General features: G+C 66.3%; 17 protein-coding genes. 7 read left to right on the top strand and 10 right to left on the bottom strand.

All coding sequences use genetic code 11. From position 1 onward, the window contains the following. Window positions 1–362 precede the first annotated feature (362 nt). Window positions 363–1,142 (bottom strand): MerR family transcriptional regulator, encoded by a 780-nt coding sequence (locus ACQR50_RS03265; RefSeq protein WP_428969765.1) that lies wholly within the window; start codon window positions 1,140–1,142, stop codon window positions 363–365. A gap of 113 nt (window positions 1,143–1,255) precedes the next feature. Between ACQR50_RS03265 and dcd the strand changes: the two genes are divergently transcribed. After that, entirely contained in the window at window positions 1,256–1,810 is a 555-nt protein-coding gene (gene dcd / locus ACQR50_RS03260; protein ID WP_042486309.1) for a dCTP deaminase, read from the top strand. 144 nt (window positions 1,811–1,954) lie between these two features. Here the strand turns inward: dcd and ACQR50_RS03255 are convergent, their stop codons facing one another. From ACQR50_RS03255 to ACQR50_RS03235, 5 genes are all read right to left on the bottom strand, one after another. Continuing rightward, window positions 1,955–2,314: a tetratricopeptide repeat protein gene (locus ACQR50_RS03255; protein WP_428969764.1), complete on the bottom strand. Its 360-nt coding sequence runs from the start codon at window positions 2,312–2,314 to the stop codon at window positions 1,955–1,957. A 681-nt stretch (window positions 2,315–2,995) separates the two neighbouring features. After that, on the bottom strand, window positions 2,996–3,421 hold the full coding sequence (locus tag ACQR50_RS03250) for an ExbD/TolR family protein (RefSeq protein ID WP_042486322.1): 426 nt from the start codon (window positions 3,419–3,421) through the stop codon (window positions 2,996–2,998). 34 nt (window positions 3,422–3,455) lie between these two features. Further along, complete coding sequence (locus ACQR50_RS03245; RefSeq protein ID WP_042486325.1) at window positions 3,456–3,935, bottom strand: ExbD/TolR family protein; 480 nt, start codon at window positions 3,933–3,935, stop codon at window positions 3,456–3,458. 100 nt (window positions 3,936–4,035) lie between these two features. After that, complete coding sequence (locus ACQR50_RS03240) at window positions 4,036–4,830, bottom strand: MotA/TolQ/ExbB proton channel family protein (protein WP_056430507.1); 795 nt, start codon at window positions 4,828–4,830, stop codon at window positions 4,036–4,038. 54 nt (window positions 4,831–4,884) lie between these two features. Then, window positions 4,885–5,568 carry an energy transducer TonB gene (locus ACQR50_RS03235; protein WP_042486331.1) on the bottom strand — a complete coding sequence of 228 codons (684 nt, stop codon included), beginning with the start codon at window positions 5,566–5,568 and terminating at the stop codon, window positions 4,885–4,887. A 215-nt stretch (window positions 5,569–5,783) separates the two neighbouring features. Here ACQR50_RS03235 and ACQR50_RS03230 point away from each other — a divergent pair, with 215 nt between their 5' ends. Beyond that, window positions 5,784–6,677 (top strand): hypothetical protein, encoded by an 894-nt coding sequence (locus tag ACQR50_RS03230; RefSeq protein ID WP_428969763.1) that lies wholly within the window; start codon window positions 5,784–5,786, stop codon window positions 6,675–6,677. On the opposite strand, the gene ACQR50_RS03225 is transcribed toward ACQR50_RS03230, so the two are convergent. Then, window positions 6,653–6,940, bottom strand: coding sequence for a Rossmann fold domain-containing protein (locus ACQR50_RS03225; protein WP_428969762.1), 288 nt, complete (start codon window positions 6,938–6,940; stop codon window positions 6,653–6,655). The two genes, ACQR50_RS03230 and ACQR50_RS03225, sit on opposite strands and share 25 nt — an antisense overlap. A gap of 5 nt (window positions 6,941–6,945) precedes the next feature. Then, entirely contained in the window at window positions 6,946–7,314 is a 369-nt protein-coding gene (locus ACQR50_RS03220; protein WP_042486371.1) for a dihydroneopterin aldolase, read from the bottom strand. A 125-nt stretch (window positions 7,315–7,439) separates the two neighbouring features. On the opposite strand from ACQR50_RS03220, the gene ACQR50_RS03215 reads away from it, so the two are divergent. Genes ACQR50_RS03215 through ACQR50_RS03200 form a run of 4 tightly spaced genes read left to right on the top strand, consistent with a single transcriptional unit; the run spans window position 7,440 to window position 10,310 of the window. After that, the gene (locus ACQR50_RS03215) at window positions 7,440–7,949 is read left to right on the top strand and encodes a GNAT family N-acetyltransferase (protein ID WP_428969761.1); all 510 of its coding nucleotides are present in this window, start codon (window positions 7,440–7,442) and stop codon (window positions 7,947–7,949) included. Window positions 7,950–7,999: 50 nt separating this feature from the next. Then, window positions 8,000–8,572, top strand: a complete 573-nt coding sequence (locus ACQR50_RS03210) for a DUF1285 domain-containing protein (protein ID WP_428969760.1) — start codon at window positions 8,000–8,002, stop codon at window positions 8,570–8,572. Further along, complete coding sequence (locus tag ACQR50_RS03205) at window positions 8,569–9,162, top strand: CoA pyrophosphatase (RefSeq protein WP_428969759.1); 594 nt, start codon at window positions 8,569–8,571, stop codon at window positions 9,160–9,162. Before ACQR50_RS03210 ends, ACQR50_RS03205 begins: the two co-directional genes overlap by 4 nt. Beyond that, entirely contained in the window at window positions 9,150–10,310 is a 1,161-nt protein-coding gene (locus ACQR50_RS03200) for a CCA tRNA nucleotidyltransferase (protein WP_428970631.1), read from the top strand. Before ACQR50_RS03205 ends, ACQR50_RS03200 begins: the two co-directional genes overlap by 13 nt. On the opposite strand, the gene ACQR50_RS03195 is transcribed toward ACQR50_RS03200, so the two are convergent. Both ACQR50_RS03195 and parC read right to left on the bottom strand, forming a co-directional pair. After that, window positions 10,301–11,971: a putative bifunctional diguanylate cyclase/phosphodiesterase gene (locus ACQR50_RS03195; RefSeq protein ID WP_428969758.1), complete on the bottom strand. Its 1,671-nt coding sequence runs from the start codon at window positions 11,969–11,971 to the stop codon at window positions 10,301–10,303. The two genes, ACQR50_RS03200 and ACQR50_RS03195, sit on opposite strands and share 10 nt — an antisense overlap. 262 nt (window positions 11,972–12,233) lie before the next feature. After that, a complete protein-coding gene (gene parC, locus ACQR50_RS03190) occupies window positions 12,234–14,486 on the bottom strand; it encodes a DNA topoisomerase IV subunit A (RefSeq protein WP_428969757.1) in 2,253 nt (750 codons plus the stop codon). Window positions 14,487–14,761: 275 nt separating this feature from the next. Here parC and ACQR50_RS03185 point away from each other — a divergent pair, with 275 nt between their 5' ends. After that, window positions 14,762–16,765 (top strand): TonB-dependent receptor domain-containing protein, encoded by a 2,004-nt coding sequence (locus ACQR50_RS03185; protein WP_428969756.1) that lies wholly within the window; start codon window positions 14,762–14,764, stop codon window positions 16,763–16,765. The last annotated feature ends 34 nt before the right edge of the window (window positions 16,766–16,799 follow it).

The raw sequence follows: 16,799 nt of genomic DNA, 5'->3' as shown, positions 1-16,799 counted from the left end.
CAGAGGCGCAGAGAGCAAGTTTGGAGTTCCTCTGTTTTCCAGCGATAGCTGCGCATCGCCAGTAACTTCGCGCTCCCTCTCTGCGTCCTCCGCGCCTCTGCGCGAACCAATGTTGAAACCAGGCGGCTTCGCGCGAGCACATAGCTTGGTGCAATGGCTGATTTCTCACGCGAAGGCGCGAAGACGCGAAGATTTTTTCGCGCGGAGACGCGGAGGCGCGGAGAAGAAGAGTTTCAGTCTCCCGCACCCCGACGATGACCCGCCATCGCTTACGATCGGATACGCTCCCCTCCGCGTCTCCGCGCCTCCGCGCGAACATCATCCTTCTTTGCGGCGCCGCGGCTTCGCGTGAACAAACCGCCTCAGCCCCCCGGCTCTTCGCCCCGCGCCCGCATCGCCGCACCGGCGGCCTGAATGAACTGCCACACATCGGCCGAAAAGCCGGGATCGGCCTGTCCATCCCAATCCGCGCGATTCTCGTGCAGCCGAGTCGCGCCCGCCCACATCTCCGGTGACGCCACCGCGCGGAACGGCGCCAGCAGCGTAAACCATTCGCGCACAAAGCCCCGTGCTGCCTCCGAGTCCGGGTCCATCGGCAGGGCCGCCGCGATCCGCTGGCCCAGATCGGCCCAGCGCGCCTGATAGGCCTTTTGGTCGAAGTCGGGGCCGAGTGCCTCCATCCGCGTCGCCCAATGCGCCTGTTCCTCCTCGGTGAAATGGCGGTCGACCACCGACTTCCACTGCGTCGTCGTCATGGCATTCCCTTTTCGTATCAGCGAGCACAGCGTCGCGACGTCGATGCGCTCGCCGGCATCGATGCGGGACTGGATGGAGGTCAGAAGCGCGGCGGTCTCGGCCAGCGTCCGACGTTCGGCGTCCACCGCCTTTGCCTGGGCCGCGATCATCGGCCCCAGCGCCGCGCTCGGCCGGTCGAGCATCTGCCCGATCGCCGCCAGCGTGAAGCCTGCGCGTTTCAGCGCGACGATGGCGTGCAGCCGCTCCAACTCGCCCGCGCCGAAAACCCGCCGCCCGCCCTCGCTGCGCAGCGGCCGGATCAGCCCGCGCGCCTCGTAAAAGCGCAGCGCCCGGCTGCTCAGCCCGGTCGCACGGGCAATCTCGGTGATGTCGAGCATGGTGGTCATGCACCGCACCGTACCGCTTGACGTTGCGTCAACCGCAAGCCCCTTTTTGGCGGTTGCCGCTTGCCCTCCCCCCGCGATCCGGCGATGAGCGGCCAAACCTGAAGGAAATGAAGATGTCGATCCTGTCCGACCGCTGGATTCGCGAAGCCGCGCAGACCCAAGGCATGATCGAACCCTTCGTCGAGAGCCAGCGTCGCGACGGCTGCATCAGCTATGGCCTGTCGTCCTATGGCTATGATGCGCGGGTGGCGGACGAGTTCAAGATCTTCACCAATGTCGACAGCGCGGTCGTCGACCCCAAGGACTTTGCGTCGAACAGCTTTGTCGACCGCAAGACCGACTGCTGCATCATCCCGCCCAACAGCTTCGCACTGGCGCGGACGGTCGAATATTTCCGGGTGCCGCGCGACGTGCTGGTCATCTGCCTCGGCAAGTCGACCTATGCGCGGTGTGGGATCATCGTGAACGTCACGCCGCTGGAGCCGGGTTGGGAAGGCCATGTGACGCTGGAATTTTCCAACACCACGCCGCTGCCTGCCAAGATCTACGCCAATGAGGGCGCCTGCCAGTTCCTGTTCCTGAAGGGCAACGAGCCCTGCGAGACCAGCTATGCCGACCGGGCGGGCAAATATATGGGCCAGCGCGGGGTGACGCTGCCTCGGCTGTGACAGCGTGAACCGCCCGAAGGTGGTTCCTTTCAGTTCGCCGACGAAAATCCGGTAAGAGGCGGGCTGGCGCGGTATCCCATCGGTCCGCGCCCCGCCGGTCGGGCATGTCCAGACGCCTCGGCATCCGGACTTGCCCTTGTCGATCTACCGCGCGGCGATCGTCTGCGGCAGATGGCGCAGACCCGTGCGGGCCACGGTGTGCGACGACAGGATCGCGCCCGACGGCATATCCATCGCGATGGCCTTTTCCTGCAGCACCGCGTCATACAGCGCGCGCGCGTCGGCCGCGCGGCCGGTCTTGGCATAGACCGCAGCCAGGTTGAGCATCAGCTCCGGACTGTTCGGATCGGTGCGACGTTCCTCAAGAAGCGTCCGCTCCGCGGCAGTAAAATTGCCCGCCGCAATTTCCTGAAACCCCGTGCGCTGCGGCCACGAATCCTGGGCCATGGCCGGGGCCGCCATGCCCGCCGCCGCCACAAGCAACACCGAAAACAATCCACGCATATCCCGTCTCCTATGTTTCACTTTTGTGACTTGAGAGTGTCACTTTTGTGAAACGTGCGCAAGCGGGGAAAGATGCGCAATTTCGGGGCGGTGGAAGGGGGTGCGGGGCGGCATTTCGGGAGGTGGTGTACCAGCCTCGAGCGGGGGCGATGGTCGCCCGTTGCGTTTGATGTACCTGGCCATTTGTGGGTTCAGGACGAGGCGGGCTGGTTGTGTCAGTTGCTTTAGCGATCCGCCTGTCTGGCGATCATCATATTTCATAATGACGGGGCAGCGCTGGGCGTGGCTTTCGCTCAGGCTGAACGGAATTAGGGGTAATATCTGATCAACCAGCAGCGGGGTGGGGCATAGGCTTAGGCCCCGATGACATTGCGTTGAAGCAACGTGAGCCCCTCCCCTTCAGGGGAGGGGTTGGGGTGGGGCCTTGCCGCCAACGCCGCGCTCGCGGAAGCGCCCCACCCCCGGCCCCTCCCCTGAAGGGGAGGGGTGGGTCTAACTCTCGTCATTCTGCTTCAGGCTTGGGCTTGGGCTTAAAATCAGCCACAGACCCACCCTCCCCTCAGCCTGAGCGCGGTCGAAGGCCAAGGGCCACCATCACCACGCCGCCCCACCCCACCACAAACGAAAAAGGGCGGCCTCCGGAGAGACCGCCCCATTTCATCACCGACCTGATCGAAAGGATCAGAAGTCGTTGCGATACTGCTCGTTGCCGATGAAGCCGAGCTTCGTCACCGCCGAACGCTTGATCACGGCCAGGGTCTCGTCGACCTTGGCGTACTTGGCGTCGGGGGCCGGCTGGAAGTGCAGTTCCGGTTCCGGGTTCATCGCGGCGCTCTGGTCCAGGAACTGGCGCAGCGTCACCTCGTCGACCGGGGCACCGTTCCAGGTGACCGTGCCGGCAGCGTCGATACCGATCTTGTTCTTGTCGGTGTTCACGACGGTCTGCGGCGTGTTCGAGTTGACCGGCAGGTCGACCTTCACCGCGTGAGTCTGGATCGGGATGGTGATGATGAACATGATGAGGAGCACGAGCATGACGTCGATCAACGGCGTCGTGTTCATGTCCATCATGGGCTCGCCATCATCAGATCCGGCGCTCATTGCCATGGCGTGCTAACTCCTATTCTGTCCGCCCGGCCGATCAGGCGCGGGGGTTGCCGCCGGGGGGCGGCTCGGAGATGAAGCCGACCCGGGCGAAACCGGCCTGCTGCATCGTGAAGATGGTGCCGCCGATGCACCGGTACGGCGTGTTCACGTCGCCACGGATATGCGCTTCGGGCAGCTGGTCGGGCGTGATGTTACCCACACCGCCCAGCCGTTCGACCTCGGCCTTCAGCTTTTCGACCGCGCGGGTGCGCAGTTCGTCCGAGCTGACCGGGGTCAGGTTCCAGTACACCTTGCACTGGCCATTCTCGCTGGTGACCGAGAGCGACACGTTTTCCGGCTTCGTCGTGGTCGGATCGAAGCGGACGTTCGGCAGCTTCAGCGGAACGGTCTGAATCACGACCGGAACCGCGATCAGGAAGATGATGAGGAGCACCAGCATGACGTCCACGAGGGGCGTCGTGTTGATCTCCGACATCGGTTTCTCGGCGGAGTCACCGCCAACGCTCATCGCCATGAGAGAGCTATCCTATCCATGCATTCTTGCGCCGCCCCGAAATGGGCGGCGGGGGGTGGCGAAGCGACGGTCCGAAGACCGCCGCCCCGCCCCCTTAAGCTCAGGCGCGGGTCTGAACGCCACCGGCCTGACCGGCGGTGGTGGTGCCAGCCGGAGCCTTGACGGCGGCCGGCTTGGCCGCACCGGCAACCGCCGGACGAACCGCACCGTTCGAGGCCAGGAAGCCCAGCACGTCGTTCGAGAACGACGACAGGTCTTCCGCGATGCCCTTGTTACGACGCTGCAGCCAGTTGAAGGCGAGCACCGCCGGAACGGCGACGACGAGACCCAGAGCGGTCATGATGAGCGCTTCACCGACCGGACCGGCGACGGCGTCGATCGAGGCCTGGCCCGACGAGCCGATCTTGATGAGCGCGCGGTAGATGCCGATAACGGTACCGAACAGACCGATGAACGGCGCGGTCGCACCGACGGTCGCCAGGAAGGCGAGACCGCCGCCCAGCTTCGAGTTGATCGCGGCTTCCGAACGCGCCAGCGAGCCGTGCAGCCAGTCATGCGCTTCGACCGGATCGGTCAGCTTCGAGTGCTGGTCCTGCGCGGCCAGACCGTCGTCGACGATCTGCTTGTAGGCCGAGTTCTTCTCGAGCTTGGCCGAACCTTCGCGCAGCGAGTTCGCCGACCAGAAGCCCTGACGGACGCGCTTCGCCTGGTTGATGATCTTCTGCTGCTCGAACAGCTTCGAGAACAGGATGTAGAACGACACGATCGACATCAAGCAGAGGATGGTGAACACCGACTGCGAGATGAGGCCGCCTTCCTTGAGAGCCTGGCCGAGACCGTAGGGGTTTTCGGCACCGGCCGCGGCGCCGCCCGCGGCGAGGATGGTGGTGAGCATGGTTGGTTAGGTCCTCTGACTAAAGCGTTAAATTTTTAAAGGTGGCCTGAGCCGTTATTCCTGCGGCAGCTGCCAGCGTACCGGAAGCGTGTAGGACGACGTGATCGCGTTGCCGTTCTGATCGAGCGCGGGCGAGAAGCGCACGCGCGCCTTCGCGATCCGGCACGTCGTATCGTCGAGCGCACGATTGTTGCTGCTCGTCGTCACGACGCAATCGGTGACACGTCCGTCGGTACCGACCGTCAGCTTGGCGACCACGCGACCTTCCGCGCCTTCGCGCTGGGCCGAGGGCGGATAAGCGTCGGGACCGAAGAACTGGCCCGGATTGCCCTTCAGGCCAGCCGCCTTCGACACCGCAGGCGGGGCCGGCGGGGCGGGCGGCGACGGCGGCGCAGGCGGGGCCGGCGGCGCAGTGGGCTGGCTCAGCGGAATCACGGTCGTCGTCGCGATCGTCGGCGCCTGGGTCGGCACGTTGACGATCGGCGGCGGCGTCACAACCGTCGTCGGCGGCGGCGGAACATTGGGCTGTTCCGGCGGCGGCGGGGGCGGCGGTTCCTCCGGCGGGGGTGGGGGTGGCGGCTCTTGCACGTCGAACGTGTTGAGCTTTTCGGTCGCCTTCTTCACGTACTGGTAAGCCAGCCCCGTGACGAAGGCATAGCCCAGAGCAGCATGGATGAGCACGACGATAACGATCGCGACCACCTTGCCCCCGGACATCTTCTGGTCAGTATAGGCCATTCAGCAACGAAACTCCTCAGTCTGCCAGTTTCGCCTCGCCGTAGCGTGGGGACGTGGGAAACTCCTGCCATGCTCTTTCGGCATGCGGCAGAGCCTTGGACCCTATCGTGACGGCTGGCGCGGTGCAATCAGTTTGTCGGACGTAATAAACGTACAACCTGCGCATGACGAAATTATTTCTGTACCGTTAATGAGCAAAGGAGTAGCGCGAAGCTATGAATCCCCTGTCCCACGCCATTCGCGCTGGCGCTTTGACGCTGTCGATTCCCCTGTTCGCCGTTCCCCTGCCCGCCCAGATGGCGACCGCGCCATCGGCCCGGCCGGGTGATTCGATGGTAGCGCAAACAGGACCGGGCTATGCCGATCTCGCCGACCTTGTCCTGTCGGCCCCGGTCATCGCCGATGCCACCATCCGATCGGCCACCGCGATCAAGGGCGCCGAGGCCGCCGGGGTCGCCCCTGGCCATCAGCGTTTCTATGTCGAGGCCGATGTCGGCACGCTGATCCGCGGTGCGGGCGGCCTGCCTGCGCGGGTCGGCTATCTGTTCGACGCCGCCACCGATGCGCGGGGCCGCGCGCCGAAGCTCAAGAAGATGCGGGTGCTGATCTATGCCCGCCGGGTGCCCAGTGCCGCCGACCAGCTCCAGCTCGTCGCGCCCGATGCGCAGCTGCCCTGGACACCCGATACCGAGCAGCGCAGCCGGACCATCGTGCGCGACGCTTTGTCCACCGACGCGCCGCCGGTCATCACCGGGGTCGGCAATGCCTTCTACGTGCCCGGCAGCCTGCCCGGCGAAGGCGAGACGCAGATTTTCCTGACGACCGCCAACAACCGGCCCGTCTCGCTATCGGTGCTGCGTCGCCCGGGCGAGGAGCGGCGCTATGCCGTGGCGCTGAGCGAGATCGTCGACGAATCCGCCGCCCCCCCGGCGCGCGACACATTGCTCTGGTATCGGCTGGCCTGTGCGCTGCCGGAATCGCTGCCCGATCGCAGCACCGCCTCGCTGGGACCGGAAAATGCCCAGGCCGCGCGCGAGGATTATCGGTTCGTGCTGCAGAAGCTCGGCCCGTGCGGGCGCGAGCGTCAGATGCCGACGGCCAGCGACTGACCCGTGACGGCGTGCGCGGCGGCGAGATAAGCGACCGCCGCCGCGACCGCTTCGTCCGCCGCCCCCTCGGCCGGGATCACCGCGTTGATCCGTGCGCCCGGCGCCGCCGCGATGGCGAGCGGGGCGATCGCCGCCTCGACCATCGCCTGGGACAGTGCGTCGCGACCGGGACGGATCACCAGCACCAGATCCTCGCCAGAATAACTCGCAACGACGCCCGCGATATCGGCGTCGGGCGCCAGATCGACTCGCCGCGCCGTCATGCGGCTCAGCGCCGGTGGCGGACCAGGGTGATGCCGATCGCCTCGCCATCCTCGGCGATGGCCAGCTTCACGATCTTCACCTGAACGCGGCGGACCCGCTTGTCCTGAAGGAACAGCGTGTCGCAGATATGGTCGGCAACACCCTCGATCAGCGTGAAATGCACGCCCTCGGGCAGCTGGGTCGCGGCATGTTTCAGGTCGAGATAGTTTTTGGACTCGGTCAGCGGGCTGTCGGGCGTGTAGCGCGCCGGACAGTCGAGATCGACGGTCAGCGAGATGCGCAGTGGCTGCGGCAGGTGCGTTTCCTCGGAGTAGATGCCGGTCAGCACCTGGACTTCGAGGTCGTGGACTTCGAGCTGGAGACGGTCTTCCATGTCCGTGCCCCTAGCAGAGGGGGCGCCCGGATGGAAAGGATCAGGGAAGACTTGCATCCCCCCGCCGTCGCGCTAAGGGCGCGCGTCCCCCTCCCCGCACCACCGGACTTCGCCTCTTGACCGTGATGACCGCCCTTGTCCCGCTCGACGCGGTCGCACCCGATGCGGTCGAGGCGCTGCTGGACCGCGCCTTTCCGCCCGGACGGCAGGCGCGCACCGCCTATAAGGTGCGAGGCAGCGTACGGCCGATCGCCTCGCTCTGCTTCGCCGCGGTCGAGGAGGATCGGCTGATCGGTTCGATCCAGTGCTGGCCGGTCGCGCTGACCGACGATGACGGCGGCACCCATCCGATGGTGATGGTCGGCCCGGTCGCGGTCGATCCGGATCGCCAGCAGGGCGGGATCGGACGCGAATTGCTGCATCATATGCTGGACGCTGCGGCGGCACAGGGGCTGGACCGTGCGATGATGCTGATCGGCGACCCGGAATATTATGGCCGCTTCTTCGGTTTCTCCGCCGAGCGCACCGCCGATTGGCGACTGCCCGGCCCGGTCGAGCGGCACCGGCTGCTGGCGCGCGGACCGGATGTGCCTGCACTGGCTGGCATGCTCGGCCCCGATCCGGGGCAGGTCTGAATCGCGCAGGCCTTTACCTGCCCGCCCCGCATCCCTAACTCGGGTCCATCATGCCGATGGCACCGCCCCCCGATCTGTCCGCGCTGAGCCTGGCCGAAATCGTCCAGGCGATGGAGGCGCAGAAGCTGCCCCCCGTCTCGCAATGGCATCCCAGCCATTGCGGCGACAGCGAGATGCGGATCGCGCGCGACGGCACCTGGTACCATCAGGGCAGCCCGATCACCCGGCCCGCCATGGTGCGCCTGTTCTCCACCATCTTGCGGCGGGAGCCCGATGGCCGTCACGTGCTGGTCACGCCGGTCGAAAAGCTCGACATCGCGGTCGAGGACGCGCCCTTCGTCGCCACCACGCTGAAGGCCGAAGGAAAGGGCCAGAATGGTCGCCTGGTGTTCCAGCTCAACACCGGCGATCTGGTCGCGGCGGGACCGGACCACCGCCTGCGCTTCGTCGAGGGCGAGGACGGCCCCCGCCCCTATGTGCATGTCCGCGACGGGTTGGAGGCGTTGATCGCGCGGCCGGTCTATTACGAACTGGCCGAACGCGCGCTGGCGGGCGAGGGCGAAGCGCCCGGCGTGTGGAGCGACGGCGTCTTTTTTCCCCTGACGGCGTCGCCTGCCGCATGACGCTGGCCGAAAGGCTGGCAGCGGCGATGGCGCGGATACCGGCGACCGACCTGCTGACCGGCGACGGCGTCGAGCCGCATGAGATCATGGCGACGCCCACCGCCGCCGCCGTGCTGGTGCCCGTAACCGATCGCGCCGAACCGGGCGTGCTGCTGACCCAGCGGACCGATACCTTGCGCAACCATGCCGGGCAGATCGCCTTTCCGGGTGGCCGTGCCGATCCCGGCGACGTGGATCTGGTCGCGACCGCGCTGCGCGAGGCGGAGGAGGAAATCGGGCTTTCCCCCGCCACCGTCACGGTCATAGGCCTGGCCGATCGCTATCGCACCGTCACCGGGTTCGAGGTGACGCCGATCGTCGGCGTCATCCCGCCCGACCTGACGCTGACCCCCGCCGAGGCGGAAGTCGCGGACCTGTTCGAGGTGCCGCTGTCCTTCCTGCTCGATCCTGCCCATCACCACCGGGTCAGCGCGCCGTGGCGCGGACGGACCCGCCATTTCTACGAGATCTTATGGAACGACCGGCGCATCTGGGGCGCAACTGCCGCCATGATCGTCAACCTGTCGCGGCGGATGCAATGGGCGGCATGACGCCCGGCACCGCGCCCTGGGCCGACCGACCTGAATTGATCGCGCTGGCCGAGCGGCTGGAGGCACGGTTCGTCGGCGGGGCAGTGCGCGACATGCTGCTGGGCTTGGCCGTTGCCGATATCGATCTGGCGACGCCGCTGTCGCCCGAAACCGTCATCGACCGGGTGCGCGACAGCGGGTTCAAGCCGGTGCCGACCGGCATCGCGCATGGCACGATCACCGCCGTCCTGCCCGAGGGCCCGGTCGAGGTCACGACGCTGCGCCGCGACGTGTCGACCGATGGCCGCCATGCCGTGGTCGCCTTCACCGATGACTGGCGCGAGGATGCGGCGCGGCGCGACTTCACGATGAACGCGCTCTATGCCAATCCCGCGACCGGCGAATTGTTCGACTATTTCGGCGGTCTCGACGACCTGAAGGCCGGGCGGGTGCGCTTCATCGGCGATCCATTGCAGCGGATCGCCGAGGATCATCTGCGCATCCTGCGCTTCTTCCGCTTCCATGCGCGCTTCGGCCATGCGGTCGACGAGGCCGGACTGGCCGCTTGCGCCATGCGCGCCAACGACCTGATGGCGCTGTCGCGCGAACGGATCGCGGCGGAATTGTTGAAACTGCTGGTCGCCGCCCGCGCCGTGCCGGTGGTCGCACTGATGGTCGAGCATGGCATCTTCCGCGCGGTCATCCCCGAGATCGATGCGCAGGGCGTGGAGCGGCTGACCCGGCTGGCCGAGCGCGAAGAGGCAGCGGGAATCGCGCCCGATGCGATCCGGCGACTCGCCGCCCTGCTACCCCCGCCAGCCGCCGAGAATGTCGGGGCGCGGCTGAAACTGTCCAATACCGACCGCAAGCGCCTGATCGCCGCGACCGCCGGATCGGGCGACGAGGGACCGCGGGCGCTGGCTTATCGCGCGGGGCTGGTGAGCGCGATCGACCGGCTGTTGCTGGCGGGCGAAGCGATCGAGCCGATTCGCGACTGGACGCCCCCTGCCCTGCCGCTGACCGGTGGCGCGCTGGTCGAACGGGGAGTCGGCAAGGGGCCGGAGGTGGCGCGGCTGCTCCGCCGGATCGAGAGCCAGTGGATCGCCGAAGGCTTTCCCGACGCCGAACGGGTCGGCCGCATCGCCGATGAGGCGGTGGCTCAGGCCTGATCGGCGATCATCGCCCAGGCGGCATCGGGATCGAGCGGGCGGGCATAATAATAGCCCTGCCCATGGCTGCACCCCAGGGCGGCCAGCGTCTGGCCCAGTTCGACCGCCTCGATCCCTTCCGCGGTGGTCTTCATGCCCAAGGCCTGCGCCAGGCCCAGGATCGCGCGGACGATCGCGATCTTGTCGCGGTCGGCCAGCATGCCCGATACGAAGCTGCGGTCGATCTTCAAGATGTCGATCGGCAGTTTCTGGAGATAGGCCAGGCTGGAATAGCCGGTGCCGAAATCGTCCATCGCGATGGTGGGGCCCAGCGTCTTCAGCGCATTCATGATCGCGCTGACCCGGTCGGGATCGCCGACGATCGCGCTTTCGGTCAGTTCCAGGATCAGCCGCTCGCCCGCCACGCCCGCCTTGGCCAGTGCCGATTCGATGACGGCCGGGAGATCGTCGCGCTGCAACTGGATCGCCGAGACGTTGACCGACATGCGCACGCCACAGTCCCCGCCCGCCCGCCGGTCCCAATCCGCCAGCTGGAGCAGCGCCTGGTTCGCGGCCCAGCGGCCCAGCGGCACGATCAGCCCCGATTCTTCGGCCACGGGAATGAAATCGACCGGCGAATGATCGCGCCCCTCGGCATCGCGCCACCGGGCCAGCGCCTCGAACGCGACGATGCGGCCGGTGCTCAGGTCGCAGATCGGCTGATAGGCGAGGTGCAGTTCCTCCCGTTCGATCGCGCGGCGCAGCGCGGTCTCCATCGCGAACTGGGCGCGCGCGATGGTAAAGGCCTGGGGATGATAGACCTCGGTCCGCCCTGCCGCCTTGGCATGCTTGACCGCGAACTGGGCGTGCCGGATCAGTTCCTCGGCATCCTCGTCCACCCCTTGGTTGAAGGCGATCCCGACCGAAGCCTCGACATTGACCTCATAGTCGGTCAGCCGGAACGGCGAGCGCAGGGCCCGGTCGATCCGTTCGGCAAGGATATGCGCCTCATCCTCGCTGCCGTCGATCAACATGAGGATGCCGAACTCGTTGCCGCCGATCCGCCCGATCGAGTCGCGGGACCGCAGGGCGCCCTTCAGGCGGCGTGCCACGGTGATCAGCAACTCGTCGCCGACCAGCGAGCCCATACAGGCATTCAATCGGCCGAATCGGTTGAGATCGATCACCAGCACCGCATGGCGCTGACCGTTGGCCACCATCGCCTCGATCAGGTCGCCGAAACCCTGTCGGTTGGGCAGACCGGTCAGGCTGTCGGTCATCATTTCGCGACGCAAGCTGCGTTCGGTGTGGTGCTGCGCGGTATGATCGACCAGCATCAGCACGCAGCCCTCGCCATCCCCTTCGGCGGCGTGGGTCAGGGTCGCCTGGAAATAGCGGCAGTCGATGACGTCGCCGACCGCCAGCGGAAACTCGATCGAGGCCTGGTTCGACGCCAGGAACCCGTCGATCCGCTTGGCCACCTCGGCCAGCAGACCGGCCTGGGTCCGCGAGTCGTTCAGTGCGGCGCGGCGATAGGCATCGTTGCTGGCGGCCACGACCGGCACGCCCTTTTCGATCAGGATTTCGGCCGCCGGGATCGCCATGATGCTGATCGCGCACGACGTCAGCGACCCGAAATTCCGGTTCGAAGAGCGTTGCGTCGGATGAGCGATCGTTGCCATCACCCATTCGCGTAACCCGCGAACGTTAAGAGCGCCTAAAACTCCAAGAAAAATGGAGTTAACGGGAGGTTGCGGGACGAAGCGGAGCGATTTCTGGCGCTTCCCCCCGGTCGGCGCGACATTGAGACGCGGGTGGCCCGAAATGGACCCCCTCCCCTTCAGAGAAGAGGCTCACATCAGCCCGATGTAACGTCATCCTGCTCTGGCGTGCCCGTCTTCCCTCGCCCGTCGCAGAGGGGGGCAGCGTGACGGTCTATCCGGCCTAATCGAACCGATTGTCGCGCGGGAAGCCAGTCGGCGGCATCCGCCCTGCCGCCCCGCGTGCGGTACGCCATGCCGACAGGTCGGATTCGGTCCGCACCCGTCCGGTATCGCCGCCCATCGGCCAGCTCAGCCCATCCTTGAAGACGAAGGTCGTCGCATCCGACAGCCCGCCGTCACGATAGCGCTGGAGCTGGACGCCGGTGCCGCGCGACAGCTCGACGAACTCGGTCAGCGGGAAGACCAGCAATTTGCGGTTGTCGCCGATCGCCGCGACATAATCGTCCTCGGCCCCGACCGGACGCACGACCTTCAACAGGGACCCGGCGCGCGGGGTCAGCACGGTCTTTCCCTTTCGCGTCTCGGCGATGGTGTCGGCGGTCGGCACGATGAAGCCGCGTCCGTCCGACGCCGCGACCAGCAGCTTGGTCGCGCGGCTCGCAGGCAGGAAGCCGACGATCCCGATCGATCCGTCGAGATCGATCATCGCGCGCACCGGCTCGCCAAATCCGCGTCCGCCGGGCAGCTTGTCCGCCGCCAGCGTAAAGAACCGCCCGTTCGCCGCCGCCAGCAACAGCTTGTCGGTGGTCTGGGCATGAAAGGCGAAGGCCGGGCCGTCGCCTTCCTTGAACTTGGCGGTGTCGGCAGAGGCGAGGTCGACATGCCCCTTCATGGCGCGGATCCAGCCGCGCTGCGACAGGATGACGGTGATCGGCTCACGCTCGATCATCGCCTCCAGGGGAATGTCGCGGGTCGGCGCGGCTTCCTCGATCAGCGTGCGGCGCGCGCCCAAAGCGGTTTCGGGGCCATAGCGGTCGCGGATCTTGCCCAGATCCTTCTTCATCCGCGTCCGCTGACGCTGTTCGGAGCCGAGCAGCAGGGTCAGCTGTTCGCGTTCCTTGTCGAGCTTGTCGCGCTCGCCGCGAATCTCGAACTCCTCCAGCCGCCGGAGCGAGCGGAGCCGCATGTTGAGGATCGCCTCGGCCTGACGGTCGGTCAGGCGGAACTCGTCGATCATCACCGCCTTGGGCTCGTCCTCGGTGCGGATGATCTCGATCACCCGGTCGAGGTTGAGATAGGCGACCAGATAACCGTCGAGCAGCTCGATCCGGTCGGCGATCTTGCTAAGGCGGTGTTCGGAGCGACGACGCAGCACCACGAACTGATGCTCGACCCAGGCGGCCAGCGCCTCGCGCAAGCTCATGACGCGGGGCGTGCGGTCCTTGTCCAGCACGTTGAGGTTCAGGCTGACCCGCGTCTCCAGGTCGGAGAAGCGGAACAACCCGTCCATCAGCACCTGGGGATCGACGGTGCGCGCGCGCGGTTCGAGAACGATACGCACCTGCGCATCCGATTCGTCGCGCACATCGGCCAGGATCGGCAGCTTCTTGTCGTTGATCAGCGTGGCGATCTGTTCGATCAGCTTGCCCTTGGCGACGCCGTAGGGGATTTCGCTGATGACGATCTGCCAGCCGCCGCCCTTCTCGCGCTCGATCTCCCAGCGCGCGCGGACGCGGAAGCCGCCCCGGCCCGTCGTATAGCTCTCGCGCAGGATGGCGGGCGCATCGACGACCATGCCGCCGGTCGGGAAGTCCGGTCCCTTGACCAGCGCCAGGATCGCATCGTCGTCCGCGTCCGGCTGATCGACCAGCAGGATCGCGGCCTCCAGCAGTTCGGCGGCATTGTGCGGCGGGATGCTGGTCGCCATGCCGACCGCGATGCCGCTCGCGCCGTTCGCCAGCAGGTTGGGGAATAGGCCGGGGAACAGCTCCGGCTCCTGCTCCTCGCCATTATAGGTCGGGCGATAGGCGACGGCGTCCTCGTCCAGCCCGTCCATCAGGTCGATCGCGACCTGGGTCAGCCGCGCCTCGGTATAGCGATAGGCGGCGGCATTATCGCCGTCGATATTGCCGAAATTGCCCTGCCCGTCGACCAACGGGTAACGCAGCGCGAAATCCTGCGCGAGGCGGACCATCGCGTCATAGACCGACTGGTCGCCATGCGGATGGTATTTACCGATGACATCGCCGACGACGCGCGCGCACTTCTTGTACCCCGAGGCCGGGTCGAGCTTCAGCAGCCGCATCGCCCAGAGAAGACGCCGGTGAACGGGCTTCAGGCCGTCGCGCACATCGGGCAGCGAGCGCGCGGTGATCGTCGACAGCGCATAGACGAGATACCGCTCCGACAATGCGCTGTCGAAGGGTGCGTCCAGAATGCCGACGGGAGGATTGTCGCGGAGATCGATCGCCATGGAAGCCCAGCTTCTAGCAAGCCATGACCCAAGGAGCAATCGGGAGGATCAAACCGGGAACATTCTTTTGATCTTCCTCCCAGGCCTATCCGATGATGGCTGGTCGAGCGGCACCGCCCAACGGCCCCGACGAGCCAGCCAATTGTTTTCCGGTCGATATTCTCCATCGCTTTGTAACGTAATGTTTCCGCTTACACTGCATTGTTGAAATCGATTCGCAGTATCTTTTATTTCGCCCCTGGACCTCGTCAGCAGGTCGTTTCCATGGGGGAATCATGCTAACCAACGTCTCGACCACATGGTCGCGGCGACGGCACATTCGTGCCTTGTCGCTATGCGCGTCCTTCTCCGTCCTGGTCCTCGCCACGCCCGTGGCTGCACAGAGCACCGCGCCGACCGGCGGGGAAAAGACCGGCGACAGCGACATCGTCGTCACCGCCACCGGCTATAGCCAGAAGCAGGAGGATGCCCCGGCGTCGATCACCATCATTGACGGCAACGACCTGCGCCGTCGCTCGATCCAGAGCCTGGCCGATGCGGTGCGCGACGTCGAGGGCGTGACGGTGAACGGCAGTGCCAACGAAACCGACATCCAGATTCGCGGCATGCCCGGCGACTATACGCTGGTGATGGTCGATGGCCGCCGCCAGAGCGGTCGCGAGTCCCGCGTCAACGGCAATCGTGGATACGAGCAGAGCTTCACCCCGCCCGCCGCCGCGATCGAGCGGGTCGAGGTGGTGCGCGGGCCCATGTCCTCGCTCTATGGCTCGGACGCGATCGGCGGCGTCATCAACATTATCACCCGCCGCCCCACCCCGCGCTGGAGCGGCAGCCTGTCCTACGACCTGTCGATCCGCCCGGCGGGCGATCAGGGCAATGCCCAGAATGCGCAAGCCTTTGTCAGCGGCCCGGTCGTCCCCGGCCTGCTCGGCGTGCAGGCCTGGGGCAGCTATCTGGCACGCGGTGCGGACGACGATGTGATCGTGACCAACGGCTTTACCCGCGCGCGCCAGCGCAGCGCGACCGGCCGCCTGGTCCTGACCCCCGCCACAGGGCATGAGGTGATCCTGGAAGGCGGCCTGTCGCGGCTGCGCAATGGCGAGGGCGTCAGCCCCAACTGGGCGACGCGCCAACAGGACAACGACCGCGACTATTGGTCGCTGATGCACAATGGCCGCTGGGGCAGGCTGTCGTCGCTGCTGTCCTATCTGAATGAGAAGACCAGCCGCGAGGGGCTGGCGACGCCGAACCAAACCGATGTGTTCGGGCGTCGCCCCGAGGTGCGTAACCGCGTACTCGACGGCAAGCTGGTGATGCCCTTCGCCCGCACCACCACGACCATCGGCGCACAGTGGCTGAAAACGGGTTTGCGCGACTGGAACCAGGCCAATGTCGGCCAGCCGAACGCGCGGGACTATGAACGCTATTCGGTGGTACAGAAGGCGATCTTCGCCGAGAATGAATGGCGGGTCCTGCCGGGGCTCAGCCTGACCGGGGGGATCCGGCTGGACGACCATCAATTCTATGGTCGCCACCTGAATCCGCGCGCCTATGCCGTATGGCATGTCGACGACCATTGGACCCTGAAGGGCGGCGTCGCGCGCGGCTTCAAGGCGCCCGAGCTGCGTGCGGTCATTCCTGATTATGCGGTGATCCGGCGCAACCGCTTCGTCCAGTTCGGCAATCCGGCGCTGCGCCCCGAAAGCAGCGTCAATTACGAGGCGACGCTGGCCTGGTCGAACCGGGCGGGCCTCTCCGCCAACGCCACCATCTTCTACAACGACTTTCGCGACGCGCTGTCGACCGTCACCACGACGCGCCGGTGGCAGGGGTTGCAGATCATGGAGCGGGTCAATCTGAACCGCGCCTCCATCCTGGGCGTCGAGCTGGCGGGGCGCTGGCGGATCGATCCGACGCTGTCGATCCGTGGCAACCTGACCTATCTCGATTCGCAGCAGAAGAGCGGCCCCAATATCGGCGCGCCGCTGGCCCTGACCCCGCGCTTCAAGGGCAATGCCCGGCTGGACTGGGACGCCACGCCGGACACGCGGATCTGGACCGCCTTCAACTATTACGGGAAGGAATATGAGGCGACCGTGACCGGTTCCCCCGCTCCGCCCTATGCCACCGCCGACCTGCTCGCGACCCAGCGGCTGACGCGCGGCCTCACGTTGAAGGGCGGGGTGTACAATGTCTCGGACAAGCGGCTGGACGATCCGACCTATGGCACGGTGAATTACGGCCGGACGCTGTTCGTCGGACTGCTCGCCGATTTCTGAGGCGGATCCAGGAAGGCAAATTTCTCTCCCTCTC

Origin of the sequence: Sphingomonas sp. Xoc002 (assembly GCF_050408055.1) — a bacterium.
GTDB lineage: Bacteria > Pseudomonadota > Alphaproteobacteria > Sphingomonadales > Sphingomonadaceae > Sphingomonas > Sphingomonas yabuuchiae.
This window is presented reverse-complemented; position numbering and strand designations above follow the sequence as displayed.